Origin of the sequence: Mycobacterium sp. 48b, assembly GCF_048282725.1 — a bacterium.
Lineage (GTDB): Bacteria > Actinomycetota > Actinomycetes > Mycobacteriales > Mycobacteriaceae > Mycobacterium.
The window spans coordinates 6,131,923-6,154,484 of sequence record NZ_JBLVUL010000001.1; the positions used below are offsets into that span (position 1 = coordinate 6,131,923).

Annotated in this window: 26 protein-coding genes and 1 pseudogene; 5 read left to right on the plus strand and 22 right to left on the minus strand. The window is 67.0% G+C overall.

What is annotated here, in order from left to right; genetic code table 11:
• Nucleotides 1–41 precede the first annotated feature (41 nt).
• The 3 genes from ACNQR1_RS29975 to ACNQR1_RS29985 are packed head-to-tail and all read right to left on the minus strand — an operon-like array spanning nt 42 to nt 2,925.
• A complete protein-coding gene (locus ACNQR1_RS29975; protein WP_418049200.1) occupies nt 42–539 on the minus strand; it encodes a DUF3830 family protein in 498 nt (165 codons plus the stop codon).
• Nucleotides 536–1,945: an amidase gene (locus ACNQR1_RS29980; RefSeq protein ID WP_418049201.1), complete on the minus strand. Its 1,410-nt coding sequence runs from the start codon at nt 1,943–1,945 to the stop codon at nt 536–538. Before ACNQR1_RS29980 ends, ACNQR1_RS29975 begins: the two co-directional genes overlap by 4 nt.
• A complete protein-coding gene (locus tag ACNQR1_RS29985) occupies nt 1,942–2,925 on the minus strand; it encodes a D-2-hydroxyacid dehydrogenase (protein WP_418049202.1) in 984 nt (327 codons plus the stop codon). The genes ACNQR1_RS29980 and ACNQR1_RS29985 overlap by 4 nt, the downstream gene beginning before the upstream one ends.
• Nucleotides 2,926–3,004: 79 nt before the next feature.
• On the opposite strand from ACNQR1_RS29985, the gene ACNQR1_RS29990 reads away from it, so the two are divergent.
• From ACNQR1_RS29990 to ACNQR1_RS30000, 3 genes are read left to right on the plus strand one after another with little or no spacing between them, the layout of a single operon-like run.
• A complete protein-coding gene (locus tag ACNQR1_RS29990) occupies nt 3,005–3,742 on the plus strand; it encodes an Asp/Glu racemase (RefSeq protein ID WP_418049203.1) in 738 nt (245 codons plus the stop codon).
• Nucleotides 3,743–3,782: 40 nt separating this feature from the next.
• Nucleotides 3,783–4,502 (plus strand): maleate cis-trans isomerase, encoded by a 720-nt coding sequence (locus tag ACNQR1_RS29995; RefSeq protein ID WP_418049204.1) that lies wholly within the window; start codon nt 3,783–3,785, stop codon nt 4,500–4,502.
• On the plus strand, nt 4,499–5,155 hold the full coding sequence (locus ACNQR1_RS30000) for a GntR family transcriptional regulator (protein WP_418049205.1): 657 nt from the start codon (nt 4,499–4,501) through the stop codon (nt 5,153–5,155). Before ACNQR1_RS29995 ends, ACNQR1_RS30000 begins: the two co-directional genes overlap by 4 nt.
• On the opposite strand, the gene ACNQR1_RS30005 is transcribed toward ACNQR1_RS30000, so the two are convergent.
• A complete protein-coding gene (locus ACNQR1_RS30005; RefSeq protein ID WP_418049206.1) occupies nt 5,141–6,568 on the minus strand; it encodes an MFS transporter in 1,428 nt (475 codons plus the stop codon). The genes ACNQR1_RS30000 and ACNQR1_RS30005 overlap by 15 nt on opposite strands.
• Nucleotides 6,569–6,775: 207 nt before the next feature.
• Nucleotides 6,776–8,559: pseudogene (gene sppA / locus ACNQR1_RS30010) on the minus strand (signal peptide peptidase SppA).
• Between the two features lie 84 nt (nt 8,560–8,643).
• On the opposite strand from sppA, the gene ACNQR1_RS30015 reads away from it, so the two are divergent.
• The gene (locus ACNQR1_RS30015) at nt 8,644–9,573 is read left to right on the plus strand and encodes an LLM class flavin-dependent oxidoreductase (protein WP_418049207.1); all 930 of its coding nucleotides are present in this window, start codon (nt 8,644–8,646) and stop codon (nt 9,571–9,573) included.
• Between the two features lie 73 nt (nt 9,574–9,646).
• Here ACNQR1_RS30015 and rplO read toward each other — a convergent pair whose 3' ends face one another.
• The 14 genes from rplO to ACNQR1_RS30085 all read right to left on the minus strand — a co-directional run bounded on the left by rplO (nt 9,647) and on the right by ACNQR1_RS30085 (nt 19,333).
• Nucleotides 9,647–10,090: a 50S ribosomal protein L15 gene (rplO, locus tag ACNQR1_RS30020; protein WP_418049208.1), complete on the minus strand. Its 444-nt coding sequence runs from the start codon at nt 10,088–10,090 to the stop codon at nt 9,647–9,649.
• On the minus strand, nt 10,090–10,275 hold the full coding sequence (gene rpmD / locus ACNQR1_RS30025) for a 50S ribosomal protein L30 (protein ID WP_029106891.1): 186 nt from the start codon (nt 10,273–10,275) through the stop codon (nt 10,090–10,092). The genes rplO and rpmD overlap by 1 nt, the downstream gene beginning before the upstream one ends.
• 2 nt (nt 10,276–10,277) lie before the next feature.
• On the minus strand, nt 10,278–10,934 hold the full coding sequence (gene rpsE / locus ACNQR1_RS30030; protein ID WP_076192879.1) for a 30S ribosomal protein S5: 657 nt from the start codon (nt 10,932–10,934) through the stop codon (nt 10,278–10,280).
• Nucleotides 10,935–10,959: 25 nt separating this feature from the next.
• Entirely contained in the window at nt 10,960–11,370 is a 411-nt protein-coding gene (rplR, locus tag ACNQR1_RS30035) for a 50S ribosomal protein L18 (protein WP_418049209.1), read from the minus strand.
• Nucleotides 11,371–11,373: 3 nt separating this feature from the next.
• Nucleotides 11,374–11,913 carry a 50S ribosomal protein L6 gene (gene rplF / locus ACNQR1_RS30040; protein WP_044516177.1) on the minus strand — a complete coding sequence of 180 codons (540 nt, stop codon included), beginning with the start codon at nt 11,911–11,913 and terminating at the stop codon, nt 11,374–11,376.
• 13 nt (nt 11,914–11,926) lie between these two features.
• Nucleotides 11,927–12,325: a 30S ribosomal protein S8 gene (gene rpsH, locus ACNQR1_RS30045; protein WP_029106887.1), complete on the minus strand. Its 399-nt coding sequence runs from the start codon at nt 12,323–12,325 to the stop codon at nt 11,927–11,929.
• A gap of 99 nt (nt 12,326–12,424) precedes the next feature.
• Nucleotides 12,425–12,610: a type Z 30S ribosomal protein S14 gene (locus ACNQR1_RS30050; protein WP_003883429.1), complete on the minus strand. Its 186-nt coding sequence runs from the start codon at nt 12,608–12,610 to the stop codon at nt 12,425–12,427.
• Between the two features lie 4 nt (nt 12,611–12,614).
• Nucleotides 12,615–13,178: a 50S ribosomal protein L5 gene (rplE, locus tag ACNQR1_RS30055; protein WP_036441172.1), complete on the minus strand. Its 564-nt coding sequence runs from the start codon at nt 13,176–13,178 to the stop codon at nt 12,615–12,617.
• Nucleotides 13,178–13,495, minus strand: a complete 318-nt coding sequence (gene rplX, locus ACNQR1_RS30060; protein ID WP_003883431.1) for a 50S ribosomal protein L24 — start codon at nt 13,493–13,495, stop codon at nt 13,178–13,180. The genes rplE and rplX overlap by 1 nt, the downstream gene beginning before the upstream one ends.
• Complete coding sequence (gene rplN, locus ACNQR1_RS30065) at nt 13,496–13,864, minus strand: 50S ribosomal protein L14 (RefSeq protein ID WP_029106885.1); 369 nt, start codon at nt 13,862–13,864, stop codon at nt 13,496–13,498. It lies immediately after the preceding gene.
• Between the two features lie 186 nt (nt 13,865–14,050).
• Nucleotides 14,051–14,926 carry a formylglycine-generating enzyme family protein gene (locus ACNQR1_RS30070; RefSeq protein ID WP_418049210.1) on the minus strand — a complete coding sequence of 292 codons (876 nt, stop codon included), beginning with the start codon at nt 14,924–14,926 and terminating at the stop codon, nt 14,051–14,053.
• Nucleotides 14,927–14,962: 36 nt separating this feature from the next.
• Nucleotides 14,963–15,664: a hypothetical protein gene (locus ACNQR1_RS30075; protein WP_418049211.1), complete on the minus strand. Its 702-nt coding sequence runs from the start codon at nt 15,662–15,664 to the stop codon at nt 14,963–14,965.
• A 21-nt stretch (nt 15,665–15,685) separates the two neighbouring features.
• Nucleotides 15,686–18,037 carry an arylsulfatase gene (locus ACNQR1_RS30080; protein ID WP_418049212.1) on the minus strand — a complete coding sequence of 784 codons (2,352 nt, stop codon included), beginning with the start codon at nt 18,035–18,037 and terminating at the stop codon, nt 15,686–15,688.
• A gap of 54 nt (nt 18,038–18,091) precedes the next feature.
• Nucleotides 18,092–19,333 (minus strand): MFS transporter, encoded by a 1,242-nt coding sequence (locus ACNQR1_RS30085; protein ID WP_418049213.1) that lies wholly within the window; start codon nt 19,331–19,333, stop codon nt 18,092–18,094.
• Between the two features lie 77 nt (nt 19,334–19,410).
• Between ACNQR1_RS30085 and ACNQR1_RS30090 the strand changes: the two genes are divergently transcribed.
• Complete coding sequence (locus tag ACNQR1_RS30090) at nt 19,411–19,956, plus strand: TetR/AcrR family transcriptional regulator (RefSeq protein ID WP_418049214.1); 546 nt, start codon at nt 19,411–19,413, stop codon at nt 19,954–19,956.
• A 63-nt stretch (nt 19,957–20,019) separates the two neighbouring features.
• On the opposite strand, the gene ACNQR1_RS30095 is transcribed toward ACNQR1_RS30090, so the two are convergent.
• The 3 genes from ACNQR1_RS30095 to ACNQR1_RS30105 all read right to left on the minus strand — a co-directional run bounded on the left by ACNQR1_RS30095 (nt 20,020) and on the right by ACNQR1_RS30105 (nt 22,554).
• Entirely contained in the window at nt 20,020–20,727 is a 708-nt protein-coding gene (locus tag ACNQR1_RS30095; protein ID WP_418049215.1) for a TetR/AcrR family transcriptional regulator, read from the minus strand.
• Between the two features lie 76 nt (nt 20,728–20,803).
• Nucleotides 20,804–21,133: a cupin domain-containing protein gene (locus ACNQR1_RS30100; RefSeq protein ID WP_418049216.1), complete on the minus strand. Its 330-nt coding sequence runs from the start codon at nt 21,131–21,133 to the stop codon at nt 20,804–20,806.
• The gene (locus tag ACNQR1_RS30105; protein WP_418049217.1) at nt 21,130–22,554 is read right to left on the minus strand and encodes an NAD(P)/FAD-dependent oxidoreductase; all 1,425 of its coding nucleotides are present in this window, start codon (nt 22,552–22,554) and stop codon (nt 21,130–21,132) included. The genes ACNQR1_RS30100 and ACNQR1_RS30105 overlap by 4 nt, the downstream gene beginning before the upstream one ends.
• Nucleotides 22,555–22,562 lie beyond the last annotated feature (8 nt).

Consider the following 22,562-nt stretch of genomic DNA (forward strand, 5'->3'; position numbering starts at 1 on the left):
CTGCGTCAAAGCCGGCGACGCGGAACGAGTGCGACACACGGTCACGACGCCCTGGCGAAGCGCAACGTCTCGCCCCTGGCTCCGCCCATCCACAAGTCCTGACAGGCGGCGGCCATCTCCTCGAGCCCGTCGACGATCTCGCCGAACACGTTGCCGGGCACCCAGCCCTGGTCTCCGTTGATCAGCAGATTGTTGCGACCGTAGAACAACGCCAGGTCGACGATCGCTCCGGTGGTTCCCGTGCCCGTGCTGTTCTCGTATCCGTATGCGGGGTTGCCCAGATCGTCGGAGTCGAACGAGAACCAGCACAGATCGCCCGGTATGGGTGTGACGGTGGTGTTCTCCTTACCGGGATCGATACCGAATGCCGGTAGCAGAGTGTAGATCTCGTTACGGGCGTACTTGCCGTGAAATACCTGCGCGGCCAGCGGCAGGGCATCCCACACGGCCGCACACGTCCGCGGTGCGGCCGCCTCGAAGAGCCGGGCAACGCAACTGACTCCCCGCTTGTCCAGCGACACGGTGATCAACCGGCTCATGCGACCTCCTCGGTGAGCAACGTGGGCGCCCGGCGATGCCAGTCCGTGGCGGCCTGATAAGCATCCCCCACCCGGAGCACCAGGGCATCCGCATGCCGGGGGCCGACGATCTGCAGCCCGATGGGCAGGCCGGTTGAGCTGAACCCGCACGGCACCGAAAGTGCGGGCTGCTGAGTCAGATTGAACGGGTAGGTGTAGGGCGTCCAACTGGTCCAGTCCGGTGAGGACGAACCGTCGGGCACGTCGTTGCCGACCGGGAAGGCCGTCAGCGGCAGGGTCGGGGTGACCAGCACGTCGTAGGTCTGGTGGAACCTGCCCATCAGTTCCCCGAGCTTCATCCGGACGGCGGTCGCGTCCAGGTAGTCCGACGCGGTGAAGGTCGCCCCGGTTTCGGCCGTGCGCCGCAGACCGGGATCGGCACGCCCGATGTCCGGACCACTGAGCTTGTCTTCCAACACCTTCGCCTCACCGGAGAACCACAGCACGTGGAAGGCGTGGACGGGGTCGGCGAAGCCCGGGTCGAGCTCTTCGACGTCCGCGCCCGCCGCCACGAGCACCTCGACCGCTGCCCGCACCGCGATGTCCACCTCCGGGTCGTTGACCCCGAAGCCGAGGTTCGGAGAGTAGGCGATCCGCAGGCCGGCGATTCCGCCGTTCAGCGCGGCCCGGAAAGACGAACGCGGAGAAGGCATTGCCGACCAGTCCCGCGCGTCGAATCCGGTGATGACGTCCAGGAGCGCGGCCACGTCGGCGACCGTGCGGGCCATCGGGCCTGCGTGCGAGAGCGTGCCGAACGGGCTCGGCGGATACAGCGGGATGAGGCCGTAGGTGGGTTTGAGTGCGACGGTGCCGGTGAAAGCGGCGGGGATACGCACGGAACCACCGCCGTCGGTGCCCACCGACCACGCCCCCATGCCGAGTGCCACGGCAGCGGCACTGCCGCCACTCGACCCGCCTGCGGTCACGGCGGGGTCCCACGGGTTGCCGGTCGCGCCGTAGCGCGGCGAGTCGGTCACGCCTTTCCACGAGTACTCCGGTGTCGTGGTCTTGCCGAGTAGCACCGCACCGGATTCCCGCAGCCGCGCCACGCTGGGCGCGTCCTCGTTCCACGGACCCGCCTCGTCGATGAGCCAGCTACCGCGCAGGGTCGGCCAGCCCCTGGTCCACAGCGCGTCCTTGATCGAGGTCGGGATGCCGTCCGCCGGCCCCAGCGGATGCCCCTCGTGCCAACGTTTCTCGGACTCACGCGCAGCGGCCATCGCCCCGTCGGGGTCGACGAACACGAACGCGTTGACCGCCGCGTCGTGGCGGTCGATGCCCGAAAGGGCCTCCCCGGTCACCTCGACCGGGGAGAGTGTCCCGGCCTGGTATGCCGCGAGCAACTCGACCGCCTGTGGGATCGTCACGCCGGATCCCCTGGTACGTAACCGAGCAACTTGTCGACCACGTTGAGCAGCGGCTGCCCGGCCAGCCAGCGGCGCGCATTGTCGGCGAACTGATCAGCCAGGGTGTCGCGGAATCCTTCGATGTCGCCGGACATGTGCGCGGTGATGACGGCACCGGGTGCGTCCCACAACGGATGTTCGGCGGGCAAGGGCTCGATGCTGAACACGTCGAGGGTGGCCCCGCCGATACGGCCGTCGGTCAACGCGGCCAGCAGCGCATCCTCGTCGACGATCGGTCCGCGCGCGATGTTCACCAGGTGTGCATCGGGTTTCATCGCCTTCAGTACGTCGGCATCGACCAGACCCCGCGTCGCCGCAGTGAGCGGAGCGGCCAGCACCAGGTGGTCGCACCAGCCGACCGCCGCGGCCAGATCGTCGGTGGTGACCACCGTCCCGAAATCCGGATCCTCGGTGACCGCCACGCGCCCGGCGCCGCGCACGGACAGTCCGGCCGCGCGCAGCAGACGCGCGGTCTCGCGTCCGATTCCGCCGGTCCCGACCACGAGTGCGTGGGCGCCCGCGATGCTGCGCGTCTCCCGGTGGCGCCACTCATGGCGCCGCTGGAACTCGAGGCTGGCCTGACTGCCCTTGGCATGGGCCAGCACCGCGCCGAGCACGTATTCGGCTATGGGACGGTCGAATACGCCGCGGGCATTGGTGACCACGACGTCGGATTCCCGCAACCCGTCGAACAGCAGCTTGTCGACACCGGCCGCGGGGATGTGAATCCACTCCAGCGCATCCGCATGCGCCCAGACCTCACGGAGTGCGGTCGAGAAGTAATCCCACAGCAGCAACGCCTGTGCGCCCTCGACAGCCCGCACCAGACCGTCGGCGTCGCAGCAGCGGAACTCCGCGTCCACGCAGGCCAGACCCGGCACCCGGTCGGTCTCGCGCTCACACAGCACTGCGATCACGGGTCGGGCGGCGTGAGGCGGCACGGTTCCGAGGCTAGGAACGCCTTCGTAGGATTGTCAACAATCTGTTGCCGGTTGGCCGACTCGGCCTCACACTATGGACATGACGCTCGAGGAAGTCGTTCCTCCCCCACCGTTGCAGCAGGTGGGGATAGGCGTTGTGACGCCCTACGACTTTGCCCTCGACCGCGAACTGTGGCGCTGGGTGCCCAACGACGTCAGCCTCTACGTCACCCGCCTGCGGTACGCGCCGCTGCCGGTGACCGTCGACATGGCGGTGCATGTCTCCGAACCCGAGCAGGTCGAGGCCGGTGCCGCGAACGTGCTCGCAGTGTCGCCACTGGTCACGGCGTACGCGTGCACCGCGGGGAGCTTCGTCAAGGGCATGGCCGGCGAAGCCGCACTGGTCTCGGCTATGCGTGCGGCAGGCGCCCCGGCAGCGGTGACCACCAGCGGCTCCATGCTCGCCGCACTCCGGCACCTCGGCGTCAAGACGGTCGCCACGGTCACCCCCTACACCGCGGACCTGACGAGCGGGCTGACCAGCTACCTCATGGAGGCCGGGATCGAGGTGGCCGCCACCGCGGGCCTGGGCATGACATCGCAGATCTGGGCGGTGCCCTACGAGACGACCGCCGAGTTGGTTTGCGCCACAGACTGTTCCGATGCCGAGGCCATCGTCATCAGTTGCACGAACCTGCCGACGTACGATCTGATCGCCCGTTTGGAGCGTGAACTCGACAAGCCCGTGGTCACCGCCAACCAGGTGACCATGTGGGCGGCCCTGGCGGTTGCGGGCCGCAAGGCCATCGGTGCCGGTCAGCGGCTGCTGGAGACGTGAGCGCGTGCCGGTGTCACGGCCGCCGTCGGAAGGACAACGCATGGCAACGGTGGGCATCCTCTATCCCGGTCACAGCGCCGAAGACGACTTCGGCGCGTTGGAGGCACGCTTGCAGGCGACGGTCAGACTGCCGGTCGCGATCACCTCGGTCGGTGAGGACGCACATCGCGTCGACGCCCTCCTCGACCTCGGCCGGACCGAACGCCTCGCCGACGGTGTCGCACGACTGGGGGCGGCGCGCCCGGATTCGATGATGTGGGCGTGCACGTCCGGCAGTTTCGTTTTCGGCCCCGACGGTGCCCGACGCCAGGCCGACGACGTGGCCACCGCGTCCGGCGTCCCGGCGTCGTCGACATCGATCGCCTTCGTCGATGCGCTGCGGCACTTGGACATCCACCGCGTCGCGGTGGCGGCCTCCTACCCCGGGGACGTGGCGGCGCATTTCGTCGCCTTCCTGGCGGCCGGCGGCGTGGACGTGGTGTCGATGGGCAGTCACGGCATCGTCACCGCGGCCGAGGTCGGCCGGCTGGGGCAGCCCCAGGTGCTCGCCATGGTCCGCGCGGCCGACCACCCCGACGCCGAGGCCGTGCTGGTACCCGACACCGCCATGCACACAATGGGTTTCATCGACCGGTTGGAAGACGCCGTCGGCAAACCGGTGCTCACCGCCAACCAGGTCACGGTCTGGAAGGGTCTGCAGCTGATCGGCCCGGTGCCGCCGATACCCGGACTGGGTCGCCTGTTCGGAGCGCTGCCGTGACCGACTTCATCACGCCCGTCGAACAGGAATCGACGCCGAGCATCGTCGCCGAAAAGCTCCGGCAGGCCATCGCGTACGGCGAACTCGTACCGGGCATGCAACTGGGCGAGGCAGAGTTGGCGCGCAAGTTCGGGGTGAGTCGCGGCCCACTGCGGGAGGGCATGCAGCGCCTCACCCAGGAAGGTCTGCTCATCGCGATCCGCAACCGCGGCGTGTTCGTCAACACCATGGACTCCGGCGAGATCCGCGACATGTACCTGGCCCGTGAGGCGATCGAACGGACCGCGAGCCGCCAGATTCTGCAGGGTGACTACGCGGCCGCCGGGGACGCGTTACTCGTAGTGGTCGACGAGATGGCCGCCGCCAGGGACCTGGACGAGGTCAGCGAAGCCGACATGCGTTTCCACGAGGTGCTCGTCGAACTCGCCGGCAGTCCACGGCTTTCCCGTCTGCACCAGACGTTCCTGGTCGAGACCCGGATGTGCGTGCACGCGCTGGCCGACACCTATGACACCGCCACCGACCGGGTCAACGAGCACCAGGCACTGGCCTGCGCCATCCGATCCGGCGACGTCGCCCTCACCGACAAGTTGATGCTGGCCCACATGGAGGACGCCGTCGACCGGTTGATCGCCCGGCTACCGGCCGGCTGACGCAGGCGGCGTGCCCGCGTCGGCGTCGGGCTCGGTCTCGTATTCCAGCTGCGCCGGCGCCTCGGGCGTTCCGGGTATCTCGGTGCCACTGATCGGACATCGGGCGGTTTCGGGCACCTTGATCAGCGCGATCATCCCGATCACGCAGGCGATCATCATGTAATAGGCAGGCACCAGCTGGTCGCCGGTCTTTGCCACCAGCCAATCATTGACCGCCGGAGCCGTACCGCCGAACAGCGATGTCGACACGTTGTAGGCGATGGCGAAGCCGGCGTAACGCACCTGGGTGGGGAACATCGCCGGGAACGTCGCGGAGATCGTCGACAGCTGGGGCACATAGAGCAGGCCCAGCACCGCGAACGCGATGATTGCACCGACCATGTTCGTCGACATCAGCAGGAACATCGGGATACCGGCGACGAAGAGTCCGATCAGCGAGATCCACCACATCGGTTTGCGGCCCACCCGGTCGGAGATGTGGCCGGCGAACGGCAGGAACACCATCATCGAGAGCATGCCGATGATGGGGACCACCAAGGCGTGGCTGCTCGACAAGCCGATCGTCTGTTCCAGATAGGTCGGCATGTAGGTGAGCAGCGTGTAGTTGATCACGTTGAGTGCAACGACCAAACCGCCCAGTCGCAGGATGGGGCCCCAGTACTCGACCACCAGATCCTTGAGCTCCGACGCGGGCCCGCCTTCCCGTTCCCCCTTCGTCTCGAGTTCGCGGAAGATCGGGGTGTCCTCCAGCTTCGAACGAAGGTAGACACCGACAAGGCCGAGCGGGGCGGCCACGAGGAATGGCAGCCGCCAGCCCCATTGCCCCATCTGCTCATCGGAGAGCAGTGCCGAGAAGCCGAGCATCAACAACGCACCCAGCGAAAAGCCCGCGAGGGTGCCGAATTCCAGGAAACTGCCGAGGAAACCACGCCGACGCGACGGCGCGTACTCGGCCATGAATGTCGCGGCGCCGCCATATTCGCCACCGGTGGAGAAGCCCTGGATCATCCGCAACCCGACCATGAGCACCGGGGCCCACATCCCGATCGCGGCATAGGAGGGAATGAGCCCGGCGCAGAACGTCGCGCCCGCCATCAAGACGATGGTGATCGCGAGTACGTGTTTGCGGCCGAGCCGGTCGCCGAGAGGCCCCCAGACGAATCCGCCGAGCGGGCGGACCAGGAATGACACCGCGAACGTCGCGAGGGCCAGCAGCGTCGCCTGTTGGGCGTCGCCAGGGAAGATGGCAGCGGATATGTAGCCCACGCCGTACGCGTAGATGCCGTAGTCGAACCACTCTGTGGCGTTACCGATCGCCGACGCGGCGATCGCCCGTCTCAGGACGCCGGGGTCCGGCGGATTCTCGGCGGGTTCGCGATGGTCGATCTCCGGTTTGTCTCCAAAGCCTCTCATCGGGCTTTTATGCGCGGGCACGAGTCCTCCATGTGTCTGACGACACCGTTCCCCGCCGCGCATTCTGTTACGGCTGCTCTGACTGGGTTGAACACCGCAGGGCCAGGCCGTCGTCTCGTCGACAATTCATCAGTTGTCGAGATCTGACGTTACAGCCCCACGCCCGACAAAGCGGCGCCCGCTACCGCGTCGTAACTATCACCAGCGTCAAAACCGGTGTTCTCCCAGCCAGAGTGCGTTGACTCCGGTCATCGTGCGGCCGGCGTTTTCGAGAACTCCCACCACAGATTGCCCAGCAGGTTGCCCACCGCCTGCGGCAACGACGCTGCTGCGGGCTGTGACGAAGGCTTGGGCCGCAACATGTCCAACCAGGACGAGCCGGGATAGCTCAGCACCCGCACCTTGGTGTCCGGATCCAGCCCGGCCAGCACCTTGGCCCGGGTGATCGCCGTGCGCAACCCGCCGAGTTCGTCGATCAGGCCGCGGTCCTTGGCGTCGGCGCCGGTCCATATCCGACCCCGGGCCACTTCATGGACCTGCTCGACCGACAGCTTGCGCCCGTCGGCCACCCGCGAGATGAAATCGGTATAGAACAGCTCGGTCTCGGTTTCGACGTGAGCGTGCTGCTCGTCGGTGAACGGCGCGTTGGACGACCAGGCGTCGGCATTGAGGTTGGTGCGCAGAGAATCCGAACCCACCCCGAGCTTGTCCTTGAGCTCGCGCGAGACCAGCTTGCCGGTGATCACACCGATGGATCCGGTGATCGTGCCCGCGTTGGCCACGATCTCGTCGGCCGCCATCGACACGTAGTAACCGCCCGACGCGGCGACCCCACCCATCGAGGCGACGACGGGCTTGCCGCGCTCGCGGGCCCGAACCACCTCGCGCCAAATGGTTTCCGACCCGGTGACCGAGCCGCCGGGGCTGTCCACCCGCAGCACGATCGCCGACACCTCGTCGTCGGCGGCAGCCTCCCGAAGGGCGGCGGCGATGGTGTCTCCGCCGGCGCTGGAATTACCCAGCGGCAGCACCTGAGGCCCGCCGCGCCCGCTCACGATGGGACCGTGCAGCGTCACCACCGCGATGGTGGGTTTGGATTTGCGGCCCGGCAGCTGCGGCGCGGGCACCTTTGGGGAAGTCCGGGCGTATCGCGAAAGATAAAGCCGCGGTAGGGCATCCGGGTGGCTATCGGCATCCGCACCGGCCTCGACCGGCCCACCCGACAGTTCGCCGATCCGCGAATACGCCTCGTCCCGGAAACCGATCCGGTCGATCAGGCCCGCGGTCACCGCGTCATCGCGCAGCACCGGCGCGCGGTCGGCCAGTGCGTTGATGGACTCGGTGGTCAGCTGCCGGGATTCGGCGATGGCCTGCCACACCTGCGTCTGCAGGCTCTCGATCATCCGGCCGTCGGCCTCGCGCTGCGCGTCGGTGTAGCGGTCTTCGGTGAAAACGTTTGCCGCCGACTTGTATTCACCGCGGGCGACGAACTGCGCCTCGATGCCGACCTTGTCGAGCGCGTCGCGCAGGAACATCGCGTTGGTGGCGAAGCCCACCAGGCCCACCGTGCCCGAGGGCTGCATCCACACCTCGCGGAACGCCGATGCCAGGTAGTAGGACAGCGTGCCGGGGTAGGTCTCCGCCCATGCCAGCGTGGGCTTGACATCGCTGAACGCCGCGATGGCCTCGCGCAGTTCCTGCACCGGACCGGGTGCGGCGGCGGGCAGCTGCACGCGTGCGATCAGCCCGGCCACGCGATCGTCCTCGGCCGCGCGGTGGATCGCCGCGATCGCCTGCCGCAGCACCAGCGGCCTGCCCCCGCCCGCGATCAGGGCCAGCGGGTCGAAGCCGGCGGTCTCCGGCGGTATCGACAACAGGTCCAACTCCAGGACGCACCCGTTGGGAACTCCGTTGTGCCGGGCGGTGTCGACACGCCGGACCAACGTCCTGAGGTCATCCTGGCCGGGAAATCCGGGGAGAAAAGCGAACATGAACCGAGCCTACCGATGCGGGGATTCTGCGCGCGTCGACGAGAAGTCGCCGCCCACCGGACCCGCCGTCGTACCGTGAGACAGGTGACGTTATCCATCTCGCTCCCGCAGCTCGACCACGACGGCTTCGACGACGCGGGTTTCAAGGCGTACCTGGCTCGCGCCGAGGAACTCGGATTCGAGGGTGGTTGGACGATCGAGCAGACCGTGGGCCCGGCACCGACGATCGCCCCGCTCGAGCTGCTGTCGTATGCCGCTGCCGTCACGACGACGCTGCGGCTTGGGGTGGCGGTCCTCGTCACTTCCCTGCACGACCCGTTGCAGCTGGCTTCCGCGATCACCGCGGTGGACCGGCTCAGTCACGGCCGCCTCGACGTCGGGGTGGCGCCCGGCGGGGGTTTCCGGCAGTTCCCGGCGTTCGGGGTGGACTCCTCGACGTTCATCTCCAGTTTCACCGAGGGCCTGGAGTTGATGAAGGCCGCGTGGTCGGATGAACCCCGGATCACCTTCCACGGCCGGTTCCGTGATGTCGACGATCTGGCCATCAGCCCCAAACCCGTTCAGCGCCCGCACCCGCCGATCTGGTTCGGTGCCAATGCCCCTGCGGCGCTGGCGCGCGCGGTCCGGCACGGCGACGCGTTTCTCGGGGCGGGGTCCTCGACCACGGCGGCCTTCGCCGAGGCGGTGCGCACGGTGCGACGCGAGATAGCCGAACAGGGCAAGGATCCCGACACCTTCCGGATCGGCAAGCGCGTGTACCTGATCGTCGACGACGACAGTGCCCGGGCGCGGGAGCGGGTGGATGCGGGCCTGGGGCGGATCTACGGGGACCGGGCCCGGCAGCTCGGCGAGGTGGCCGTGGCCGGTACCGCCGAGGAGGTGACGCGGGGCCTGCGTGAGGTTCTCGATGCGGGCGCGCAGACCATCGTGCTCAACCCAACGGGCGCGACGGTCGCCGAGGACCGCGAGCAGTTGGAGCGGCTGGCCGCCGACGTGATCCCGCAACTGAGCTGACGGCCAACTGAACTGACGGCCAACGCAAAAAGCCCCCGCCGAAGCGGGGGCTTTTGTGTCTGCTCGCGCAGAATTACAGTTCGGTGGCCGAACCGCCGGCAGCGGTGATCGCCTCACGGGCGCTACCGCTGAACTTGTTGGCGGTCACGTCGACCTTGACGGCCAGCTTGCCGTCGCCGAGAACCTTCACCAGGCTGTTCTTGCGAACGAGGCCCTTGGCAACCAGCTCGTCGACACCGATGGTGCCGCCCTGCGGGAAGGCCTTGGCGATGTCGCCGACGTTGACGACCTCGTACTCGGTCCGGAAGCGGTTCTTGAAGCCCTTGAGCTTCGGGAGCCGCATGTGGATCGGCATCTGGCCACCCTCGAACGTCGCGGGGACGTTCTTGCGGGCCTTGGTGCCCTTGGTACCACGACCGGCGGTCTTACCCTTGGAGCCCTCACCACGACCGACGCGGGTCTTGGCCTTCTTCTCCCCGGGGGCGGGCCGCAGGTCGTGAAGCTTGATAACAGACATCAGGACTTCACCTCCTCCACCTCGATGAGGTGATGAACGGCCTTGATCAGACCGCGGGTCTGCGCGTTGTCCTCACGAACCACGGACTGACGAATCTTCTTCAGCCCCAGGGTCCGCAGGCTTTCGCGCTGCTTCCAGCGTGCGCCGATGGTTCCGCGCACCTGGGTGATCTTGAGTTCTGCCATGGTTATGCCGATCCCTCACGCGCTGCTGCGGCAGCCAGCGCTTCGCTCTCGCGCCGGGCCTTGAGCATGCCGGCCGGCGCCACATCCTCGAGCGGCAGACCGCGACGGGCCGCCACCTCTTCGGGACGCTGGATCATCTTCAGCGCGGCAACGGTGGCGTGCACCACGTTGATCGCGTTGTCGCTGCCCAGCGACTTGGCCAGGATGTCGTGCACCCCGGCGCATTCCAGAACCGCGCGAGCCGCACCACCGGCGATCACACCGGTACCGGGGCTGGCCGGGCGCAGCATGACGACACCGGCAGCCGCCTCACCCTGGACCGGGTGGACGATGGTGCCACCGATCAGCGGGACGCGGAAGAAGTTCTTGCGAGCTTCCTCGACACCCTTGGCGATCGCGGCCGGAACTTCCTTGGCCTTGCCGTAGCCGACGCCGACCATGCCCTTGCCGTCACCGACGATGACCAGAGCGGTGAAGCTGAAGCGCCGACCACCCTTGACCACCTTGGAGACGCGGTTGATCGACACCACGCGCTCGATGTAGTTGCTCTTCTCGCCGCTGTCGCGGCCACCACGGCCACCGCGGTCGTCGCGGCGGCCACGGCCACCGCGGTTGTCGGAAGCGCCTGGGCCGCCGGCACCAGTTGCCTGCTCGGCCATCATGCAGTCCTCTCGTTGACAGTCATCAGAATTTCAGCCCGCCCTCGCGCGCGGCATCGGCCAGCGCGGCGATCCGGCCGCCATAGGTGTAGCCACCACGGTCGAACACCACGGTGTCGACGCCGGCAGCCTTGGCGCGCTCGGCGATCAGCTGACCGACCCGAACGCTGTGCGCCTTCTTGTCGCCCTCAACCGCGCGAACGTCGGCTTCGATCGACGAGGCAGCCGCCAGGGTGACGCCTTCCAGGTCGTCGACGAGCTGCACGTGGATGTGCCGTGCCGAACGGTTGACCACCAGACGCGGGGTCTGGGCGGTGCCGGAGACCTTCTTGCGCAACCGGGCGTGCCGACGCAGCCGCGAGTTGCGGCGGGTCTCAGAGATGTTCTGCCCCACCGGCTTGCGGGCCGCAGCTGCGTCATTCTTTGTAGTAGCCATGACTTACTTACCTGTCTTTCCGACCTTGCGGCGGATCTGCTCACCCTCGTAACGCACGCCCTTGCCCTTGTAGGGGTCGGGACGGCGCAGGCGGCGGATGACCGCGGAGATCTGACCGACCTTCTGCTTGTCGATGCCCGTGATCGAGAACTTGGTGGGCGTCTCGACGGCGAACGTGATGCCCTCGGGCGCCTCGATCACCACGGGGTGGCTGTAACCGAGCGCGAACTCCAGGTTGGAACCCTTGAGTGCGACGCGGTAGCCGACGCCGAAGATCTCCATCTTGCGGGTGTAGCCCTCGGTGACGCCGGTGACCAGGTTGGCCACCAGGGTGCGGGAGAGCCCGTGCAGGGAGCGGCTGCGCCGCTCGTCATCGGGACGGCTGACCACGATGGCGCCGTCCTCGTTGCGCTCGACGGTGATCGGCTCGGCGACATCCAGGGTCAGGGTGCCCTTGGGGCCCTTGACCGAGACGTTGCGGCCGTCAATCGTCACATCGACCCCGGCGGGAACCAGGACCGGCTGCTTACCAATACGCGACATGTCTTCTATCCCCTCACCACACGTAGGCGAGGACTTCGCCGCCCACGCCGCTTCGTGCCGCCTGACGGTCGGTGAGCAGGCCCGAGGACGTGGAGATGATCGCCACGCCCAGGCCGCCGAGCACCCGAGGCAGATTGGTGGACTTTGCGTAAACCCGCAGACCGGGCTTGCTCACGCGGCGCAGGCCGGCGATGCTGCGCTCACGGCTGGGGCCGTACTTGAGCGACACCACCAGGGACTTGCCGACGCGGGCATCCTCGGTGCGGTAATCGGAGATGTAGCCCTCTTTCTTGAGGATCTCGGCGATGTTCGCCTTGATCTTCGAGTGGGGCAGAGTCACCTCATCGTGGTACGCCGAATTGGCGTTGCGCAGACGTGTCAAAAAGTCTGCGATCGGGTCAGTCATCGTCATGACAACCGGCTCACCTTCCTCGCGGCGGTTCCCTCTTCAGGGCCTTCCGCAACCTGTTTGGATTGGTCTGTGTGGTCTACTGCGCAGAGATCTGCTGGATTACCAGCTGGACTTCTGCACGCCGGGCAGCTCACCCGCGTGCGCCATCTCGCGCAGGCAGATACGGCACAGCCCGAACTTGCGGTAGACCGAGTGCGGGCGACCGCACTTGTTGCACCGCGTGTACGCGCGAACCGCGAACTTGGGCTTCTTGTTGGCCTTGTGGATCAACGCCTTCTTTGCCATGTGCTCAGTTCTCCTTGAAGGGGAAGCCCAGCGCCTTCAGCAGCGCACGGCCTTCGTCGTCGTTGGTCGCCGAGGTGACGACGGTGATGTCCATGCCGCGGGGACGGTCGATGGAATCCACGTCGATCTCGTGGAACATCGACTGCTCGTTGAGGCCGAAGGTGTAGTTACCGGTGCCGTCGAACTGCTTGCCGTTCAGGCCGCGGAAGTCGCGGATACGGGGCAGGGCGATGGAGATCAGCCGGTCCAGGAACTCCCACATCCGGTCGCCGCGCAGGGTGACGCGCGCACCGATGGGCATGCCCTCACGCAGCTTGAACTGTGCGATGGACTTGCGGGCCTTGCGGATCTCCGGCTTCTGGCCGGTGATCAGCTGCAGGTCACTGACCGCACCGTTGATCAGCTTGGCGTCACGGGCGGCGTCGCCGACGCCCATGTTGACGACAACCTTGACGACGCCCGGGATCTGCATGACGTTGTCGAACTCGAACTGCTTGTTCAGCGCCTCGCGGATCTCTTCGCGGTAGCGCTGCTTCAGGCGGGGCTGAACCTTCTCTGGTGCGGTCATCAGATGTCCTTGCCATTGGTCTTGGCGATGCGGACCTTCTTGCCGGTCTCTTCATCGACGCGGTAACCCACACGAGTCGGCTTGCCGTCGGAATCGACCACCATCACGTTGGAAACGTGGATGGCGGCTTCCTGGGTGACGATGCCACCCGACGATGCGCCACGCTCGTTCTGCGACTGGGCAGTGTGCTTCTTGATCCGGTTGACGCCCTCGACCAGAACCTTGTCGCGGGTCGGGTAGGCCTCGATGACCTTGCCCTTCGCGCCCTTGTCCTTGCCCGAGACCACCAGCACGGTGTCGCCCTTGTGGACCTTCATTTACAAAACCTCCGGAGCCAGCGAGACGATCTTCATGAACTTCTTCTCGCGCAGTTCGCGACCGACCGGCCCGAAGATGCGGGTGCCGCGGGGGTCGTTGTCGGCCTTGATGATGACGGCGGCGTTCTCGTCGAACTTGATGTAGCTGCCGTCAGCCCGGCGACGCTCCTTGACGGTGCGCACCACGACGGCCTTGACGACATCGCCACGCTTGACGTTGCCGCCCGGGATGGCGTCTTTGACAGTCGCGACAATGATGTCGCCGATGCCGGCATAGCGTCGCGATGAGCCACCGAGCACGCGGATGCACAAGATCTCCTTGGCGCCCGTGTTGTCGGCGACCTTCAACCGCGATTCCTGCTGAATCACTCGATCTCCTGACCTGGTTTTGTATGCACGCCAGATACCGACCTGGACGTGCGCGGTCTTTGTTTCCGAAGGGCACGCGGGGTTGACTCAGAACAGCAGTCAACCGAGGTCTGCCCAAGGCAACCCCTACATACTAGGTGAGCACGGCGAATGCGCCAAATCGCGGCTGATCGGGATCAGCGGCCGTCAGCTCACGACGCAGCGAAATCCGATGTGCGTAGTGGAACTGTCCTGCGACTGCGGTGAACGCGCTGCTGGACGGTACCGGTGGCAGTACTCCGGAGCGCACAGGTGCGAACCCCCTTTGAGCACCTGGTTCACCGCCGGATCGGGGTCGGACGGCGGCGGGCAGCACGCGGGCGCGCCGGCCTCCGGCCGGTGTCGGCCCACGAACCGGGTGGTGGTCCACTCCCACACGTTGCCGATCATGTCGAACAGGCCGAACGCGTTGGGCGGGAAGCTTCCGACCGGCGACGTGCCGCGCCAGCCGAGCGCGCCGTCGTTGCGATACGGGAACCGGCCCTGCCACGTATTGGCCATGAGCGCTCCGCCCGGGGCCACCTCGTCACCCCAGGCGTAGATGCCCTCGCCTCCCCCGCGCGCCGCGTACTCCCACTCGGCTTCGGTGGGCAACCGGCGCCCGGCCCAGGCCGCGTACGCCGCCGCATCCGGGTAGGCCACCTGCACGACGGGGTGGTCGGGGGCAGCCGCGGCTCGATCGGGTCCGAACGGCTGACGCCAGTTGGCGCCGGGCGCCCAGTCCCACCATTGACGCCAGTCCCGCAGGTCGACGGGGCCGTCGGTGGGTGTGAACACCAGGGCGCCGGGCATCAGATCCGCCTCGTCCACCCCGGGATAGAGCGCCGGGTCCATCGGCCGTTCGGCGATCGTGACGTAGCCCGTGGCCTCGACGAACTCACCGAACTGGGCGGCGGTCACGGGGTGCTTCTCGATGGCGAATGCGCCGACGGCGGCGGAGTGGACCGGAGCCTCTTCGGGGTAGAACGCCGTGGAACCCATCTGGAAGGTCCCGGCGGGAAGCTCGACGAGTTCGGTGAGCACGGCGTCGAGGCTAGTCGGGCCCGGCCGTCGGCCGATTCAGCCCGGCATGGTGATTCCGAAGTCGGCGAGCATCGCCGAACTGGCCTCGTCGAACCCCGGCGTATCGCTCGGGGCCTCGAGGCGCACGACGGCCAGGAACGCGCCCTGATTGGTCCATACGTGAACGACCCGGTCGGCGTATTCGATGCCCTTCCCCGGCCGCTCCGCCAGGACGCCCATCAGCTTCTGGCCGCTGTAACCGCACAGGTCACCGGGCAGCACGCTGACACTGTTGATCGGGTACTTCGCCACGCGATCGTCGGCGTAGTGCTCGAAGTCGGCCCGCGCGGTTCGCGTCGTCGGTGTGAGCGTGACCTCGGCGGCCATCCCCGCCGGGCCGGTCAGCCGGACCGCTGCCGCGTGCGGCGTCACCTCGGTGAACCCTTCGGGCACCGCGACGGTGAGCGACGGCGAGCCGGGCGCTTGACTCTTGACGGTCACGGTCGGGCCGGCCGGTGGCGGACAGGTGACCTCGCTGGAGGCCAACACCCGCGTGGTGGTCGGCTCGACCCCGTATACCGGCATCGCGAACTCCGGTGGCCGTTCCCGCTGAGGCGTCGTGACGGGCAGCGTCGTCACGGGCGCCGCTGCCGTCGTGGTTTCGGCGAGTGGATCCGGGATGTCGAGGCCGTCCCCGCAGCCCGACAGAGCGAGCAGCGTCAACGCACACACGCCCACCCAGGTGGTCTTTCCTCTCATCGATCAGCCCCCTCAGTCCCCTCAGTCCTTGGAGAACGCGATTGCGAGTTCCCTCTCCATGTCCCGGTACGGCTGGCCTGACAGGTCGACGGTGACCTGCCCGATGGTGCCGCCGCCGAACGCGAACGGCGCCCGGTATTGCTGCGACACGGCCGATCCCGGGTTGCGGCCGATGCAGATGCCGCCCCCGGCGAGCGCGAACATGCCGGGGTGGGTTTGCATTCCGTCCAGCGTGGCCACCGCTTGGTCGTCGACATACAGGGTGGTGTTCCCGAGCGGGGTGTGGCTGCCCTCGACCGTGCCGGTCCGTTGATATTGCACGCCGAAGATGTGCCGCCCCACGGGGATCGGATCGGGTGAGACCAGGGACTGCTCGTGTTCACCGAGGAAGTTGTAGACGTAGTGCAGGCGCCCGTCGGCGATGAACAGCACGTGACCTCCGTGTGCGCCACCCTGTTTGAACAACACGCCGTGCGTGTCGTCGCCGTCGACGGTGACGTCGGCGAGCACGGTGAACGACTGACCGCGCAGTTCAGCGGCCGCGCCAAGGCCAACCTCCGCGGTGTGCGGGTAGTAGATGTAGCGGGATCGTTCCCCGACCAGGTACGGCCGCCACCGGGTCATCGTCTCGAGGATGTTGAGGTCGGCCAGCGGCAGGCCGTTGTACTTGTCGGCCTCGCTGAACCACAGCTCTTGGAGTTCCGCGAGTTTGTCCGGATGTTCGGCAGCCAGGTCGTGGCACTGGCTGCGGTCGGCCTCGATGTGGAACAGCTCCCAGCGGTCGGCGTCGAAGTGGGACCATCCCGACGGGGTGGCCGCGTGCACGGAGTTGGCGAACCACCCCTTGTGCCAGATGCCACGAGTGCCGAGCATGGTGTAGAACTGGGTCTCTTTCCCGGTCGGAGCGTCCGGATCATCCAGTGCTACTTTGAAACTCATCCCGTCCAGCGGCTTCTGCGGAACTCCGCGAACGCTGGCCGGGGGCGTGATGTCGAGCAGGTCGTACACGGTGGGCGTGATGTCGCAGACGTTGACGTAGTTGTCGCGCACCGCGCCGTGGGCGCCAATCCCGTTGGGCCAGGAGATGATCGCGGTGTCGGCGATCCCGCCCTCATGGGAGGCGTAACGCTTGAACAGCTTGTAGGGGGTGTTGAACGCCATCGCCCACCCGATCGGGTAATGGTTGTAGGTCTCCGGTGAGCCCAGGCGGTCGATGAACCTGAGTCCCTCCTCGGCGGTGTCGATGTAGCCGTTGAAGAACTTCGTCTCGTTGACCGACCCGTTCGGCCCGCCCTCGCCACTGGCCCCGTTGTCGGAGATCACCACGATGATCGTGTTGTCGAGCTGTCCTGTCTCTTCCAGGAAATCCAGCACCCGGCCGATCTGGGCGTCCGTGTAGGACAGGAATCCGGCGAACACCTCGGCCATCCGGGTGAACAGCCGCTTCTCGTCATCGCTCAGGGTGTCCCACGGCCGCACGGTGTCCTGCACAGGCCACGGTTCACCGTTGGGCCCCTTGACGTCCGCATAGGGGTTGACCGGTGACAGCTCGGTGTCCGGGGGCACGATGCCCATCCGCTTCTGGTTCTCCAGCACGATGTCCCGGTAGGCCTCGTACCCCATGTCGAAGCGACCGTCATACCGGTCTGCCCACTCTTTGAACACGTGATGCGGCGCGTGCCCGGCTCCCGGGCACAGGTAGGTGAACCAGGGTTTGTCCGGGGCGATCACCTTGGCGTCCCGGATGAACTCGATGGTCCTGTCGGCGAGGTCCTGCGAGAGGTGATAGCCCTGCTCGGGCGTACCCGGCGGATCGACCGGATGGTTGTCGTACACCAGGTCCGGGTACCACTGATCGGTCTCGCCGCCCATGAATCCGTAGAACCGTTCGAATCCCCGCGAGCAAGGCCAATGCCGTTTGGTGGCAGCGAGGTTGGATTCTTCCAACGGAGTCAGGTGCCACTTGCCCACGCAGTAGGTGTTGTAGCCGTGCTCGACGAGCACCTCCGAGAGCAGGGCGGTCTCCAGCGGAATCCGCCCGTTGCAGTTGGGGAATCCGTCGGTGAACTCTTCGATGGTGGCCATTCCGACCGTGGTGGCGTTGCGACCGGTGAGCAGTGACGCGCGGGTGGGTGAGCACAGTGCCGTGGTGTGGAACTGCGACAGCCGAACTCCGCGTTCGGCGATCCGGCTCATGGCGGGCATGTCCACCAAGCCGCCGAAGCAGTCCCAGGTGGCGATGCCGGTGTCATCCCACACCAGATACAGAACGTTCGGCGCGTTCTCGACAGCGGTGGGCGCCGCGTAGGGGCTCCAGTCCGGTTCGGAATCCCTGATATCCAGTTCGATCTTGCCGTTGAACTCGGTTGCCATGGCGACCTCACTCCGGTTGGCGATTCGGCACCGGTAAGCCTGTCGCGGAGGAGGTTACACCTGCTCGCCGGCTTGCACCGGGCAAATTGACGTTGCCGACCGGTAATTTGCCGGCTCAGGTTGATCACCGAGACCTCTTAGCGGACCGGCCATCCGAGCCACGATCGGGCTGCAGGCGGCCAGCGTGGCCAGCACCGCCGACACCACGACGGCACCGTGGGCGCCATGCGCGTCGGCGGCCACGCCGGCGAGGGCGGTACCCGCCGCCCCACCCACCAGTGCTGCGCTGTTGAGCCATCCGAACGCCTCTGCTGCCGAGTGCTCTTCGATCTCGCGCGACACCATGAGATACAACGCGGACATCGCCGGGGCGAAGCCCAATCCCGATCCGAACAAAGCGGAGAACTGCAGGACGAGGCGATCGACGAGGCCGAACACCACCGTCCCGGCAGCCACGATTCCCAACGCGGCCACCAGCCCCGTGAGCCCAAATCGCCGGTGCCCGAACACCAAGCCTCCGACCAGGGATCCCGCGCTGGCGACGGCGATCGCGAGGCCCGCGGTGACTCCGGTGCGTCCGTGGGCGGCGACGATCCCGACTTCCAGAGCCATGAACGAGGCGACCAGCGCGAGGCTGGTGACCATCGCGAGGATGACGGTGCGGTTGGCGACGACCCGGCCGAACGCTGATGCGCCTCTGCCCGTGTACGGCCGAAGATGCCTGGCACTCAACAGAAACCACCCGGTCCCTACGATGGTGACGACCGCGGATGCCACCAGCGGCATTGCAGTCGACAGCGCAGAGGCGAGGAAGGTAGTGGCCACCGGGCCGACAACCCAGATCAGTTCCTGTGCGGTGGTGTCGAATGCGAACAGCGCGCGGACCCCGTCGCTGGGCACCAATTGCGGGTACAGCGCCCGAACCACCGGCATCAGTGGCGGCACGGATGCGCCGATGAGCACCCCGAGTATCAGCAGCATCGGCCCGGAGGCACCGGCGAACGCCAGCGTCAGCATGGCGGCGCCGTTCGTCAGGGCCGCAACGATCAGGGTGATCACCATGGCGCGCCCGGCGAGGCGCGCGGTGACGGGCATCGCCAGCGCTTCCCCGATGCTGACGCACGCCACCGCGGCGCCTGCCATCGCGTAGGACCCGGTCTTGGACTGGACGTGCATGAGGATCGCCAGGTTGAGCATGCCCAGCGGGAGGCGGGCGAACAGCTGGGAAGCAGTCACGTTCAGTACGCCGGGAGTCCGGAGCACGTCGCGATACACCCGCATGACCAGCTTCTCCATGTGACTCGACCGATGTGACCGGCCCAACTATACCGTCCAGACGGTACAGTTCCATGGCGTTGTCGTAAGCTCTCGGAATGGCTTCGTCGCGGGACCGCATCCTCGACGCTTACGAGGATGTCCTGGCCGTCGAAGGCGAGCGCTACGCCACCCTCGACGCGGTGGCCGCCAAAGCGGGTGTGTCGAAAGGCGGTCTGCTCTACCACTTTCCGTCCAAGGACCGGCTCGCCGCCGCATTGTGCGACCGGCTCCTGGCGCTGGCGGCCGAGGATGTGCAGGCGATGCGGACCGCTCCGGACGGGCCGGCGCGCTACTACATCCGGTCCTCGCACTACGCGGGCACACCGCTCGATCGCGCCCTGGTGGCGGTGTCCCGGTTGCAGCAGGCGGGTGACGGTCACGCGCGGACCGTCATCGAGACCGTTTCGGCCGACTGGCTGAACGTCCTGCACGATGCACTCGGCGACCTCGACGTGGCCCGCGCGGTGAAGCTCATGGGCGACGGTCTGTACTACAGCGCTCTACACCGCGCACTCGGCGGCCACGTCGTGGAGACCGACGAGGACGACGGCTTGCTGGCGGTGATCGATCGGATCACCGCCACCTCAGACCCCGCTCAATGACGGCGACCGGGCACCGGTGCGTGCTGTTCGACGGAATCGCCGTCGAGGCAGGGTGAGCGTCGGTCATGGCCGACGGACGTCCAGTCGCGCGGCAATACCGTCGAGCAGCAGATCCAGAGCCGATTCACATGCACTGCGCCGCATCGACTCGTCGAGCAGACCGCTGGTGGCCGCGATGTTCGGATAGTTCTCGGCGGGCAGCTGCGCATAGGTGTCCCGCCACTTGTCGTCGTCGCGCTTCTGGTGTTCGGCGGGCAAGGCTTCGAAAGCCGCGTCCAGGGCGGCGAACCCCAGCATCTGGTCGATGAAGGCGTGATACACCTCGACGGCCTCCCGCTCGGGGAAGCCTGCTGACCGCAGTGAACCCAAAACCGTTTCGATGATCTGGATCTCGTGGGCGCCGCCGGTCACCCGGCTCGCGGCCAGCACCCCGGCCTGTGGATGCTCGAGGTAGACACGGTGCAGACGCAGCCCCAGTTCCCGCATGTCGTCCCGCCATCGGCCGGTCGGTTCCCATCCTTCGACCACTCGCCGCAAGAGCTCGTCGGTGATCGCCAGCACCACGTCCTCGATGCCACGGAAGTAGCGGTACAGGGCGGTCGGGTCGGCACCGAGTGCGACACCCAGGCGCCTGACGCTCAGGCCGGCCGCGCCGTGGTACTGCAACACGCGCAGGGCAGCCTCGACGATGAGCTGCTCGGACAGCACCACGCCCTGTTTCGTCTGTCGCCGTCGCCGCCGCGGCGACTCGGACTTCAATGTTCGGCTCATCCGCACTGCCTCCCGGCGCTTATGTCAACGCCTGCGACACATTGTGCGGTCCACCGCGCCTCGGCGCATGGAAACGCTATGCGACGAAGACTTTCCGCAGCGTCTCCCTGACCGTCCAGGTGGTGCGCTGTCCGGCATGCAGGCGAACCAGGCTGCCCGGCCGCAGATCGATCATCGGGCAACCGTCGTCGAACGCGATGCTGGCGTCCCCGCTCAGGACGACGAACACCTCGTCCGACTCCACGTCCCTCGAGACGCCGGGCGTGTGTTCCCAGATGCCCACCGTCAAACCGGCCAACGATGTCACGTCACGATGGCCGGTGCTCGGCGCCCCGTTCACCACAGACTCACGGGGAAGCGGAGCGTGGTCGAGCCCCAGGCTCGTCGCGTCGACACCCGCGCTCACGAGTCAAATCCGAGTCCGACGGAGTCGAGCGCCTTCAGCAGGACATTGCGGCGGCCCTCACGATGGTCGGCGCGGTCGAGTGACCACCGGGTCGCCTGAATCCCGGCCGAAGCCAACGGCTCCGGGGGGAACGGCGCCGGGATGGACCTGACCATGTCGAGTTCGGTGCGAACCGTCGGCGTGCCGGCGAAACGGTCCAGCATCACCTCGGCGGCGAAACGCGTGGCCGCGACGCCGAGCCCGGTGAACCCGGCGGCATATCCGACGCGGTCGCCGTACGCGGAACCGAAGAACGCACAGAACCGCGTCGAGGTGTCGATCACTCCGGCCCAGCGGTGCGTGAAGCCGACATCCTCGAGTTGCGGGAACGTGGTGAAGAAGTGGCCGGCGAGCCGGCGGTAGGTGGCATCGCGGTCCTCGTACTGAGGCCGGATCCGGCCGCCGAAGTGATAGATGGCGTCGTACCCGCCCCACAGAATGCGATTGTCTTTCGACAACCGGTAGTAATGGAACTGGTTCGACATGTCGCTGATGCCTTGCCGGTTGCCCCATCCGATCTCGGCCAGCTGGGCGTCGGTCAGCGGTTCGGTCATCAAGGCGTAGTCATAGACCGGCACTGTGTGGTAGCGGTATCGCTTCAACAGCGACGGAAAACCGTTGGTCGCCAAGATCACTCGGTCGGCTTGCGCGGTCACCCGCTCGGTGCGAACCGACAGCGGTCCGCCGCGGCGGTCCTGACCGAGGCCGAGAACTTTGCTGTTCTCGTAGATTTCGACACCGAGTTCGCTTGCGGCGCGGGCGAGTTCACCGGCCAGCTTGGCCGGGTGGACCAGGGCGGCGGCGTCCTTCGACCACACCCCGGCGAGGTATGTGGGCGAGTTCACCTCGGCGCGGATCCCCTGCTGGTCGAAGTAGACCTGGTCCGGCCGCCGCGCCACACTCGCCAGCTCGGCTGCCTGGTAGGGCTCGACCGCCACCGCGATCGAGCCGGTCCGCTCGAAGTCGCAATCAAGACCCAGCGAATCGACGGTCTTCTCGATGCCGTCGAGGTTCTCCAACCCCAGCCGCTCGAGAATCTCGATCTCGTCAGGCCAGCGGCTGCGGCCGTTCTCGGCACCGTGGGTGAGCGACGCCTCGACGAAACCGCCGTTGCGGCCCGAGGCGGCCCATCCGATCGTCTGACCTTCGATCAGGGCGACCCGCAGCCCGGGGTCACGCTGCTTTGCCAGCAACGCGGACCACAGACCGGTGTACCCCCCGCCGACGACGATCAGGTCGTAGCGCGACGAGGGCTTGACCAACCCCGGGTAAGCGCGTTGAACAGGAATGTCATCGAGCCAGAACGGCTGAAGCGCAGTCGTTGCCAGCGCGCGGTCGACGAGGCCGGTGGCGGGGGTGTTTCGTTCGAAAACGGTTTGCACGGTATCTT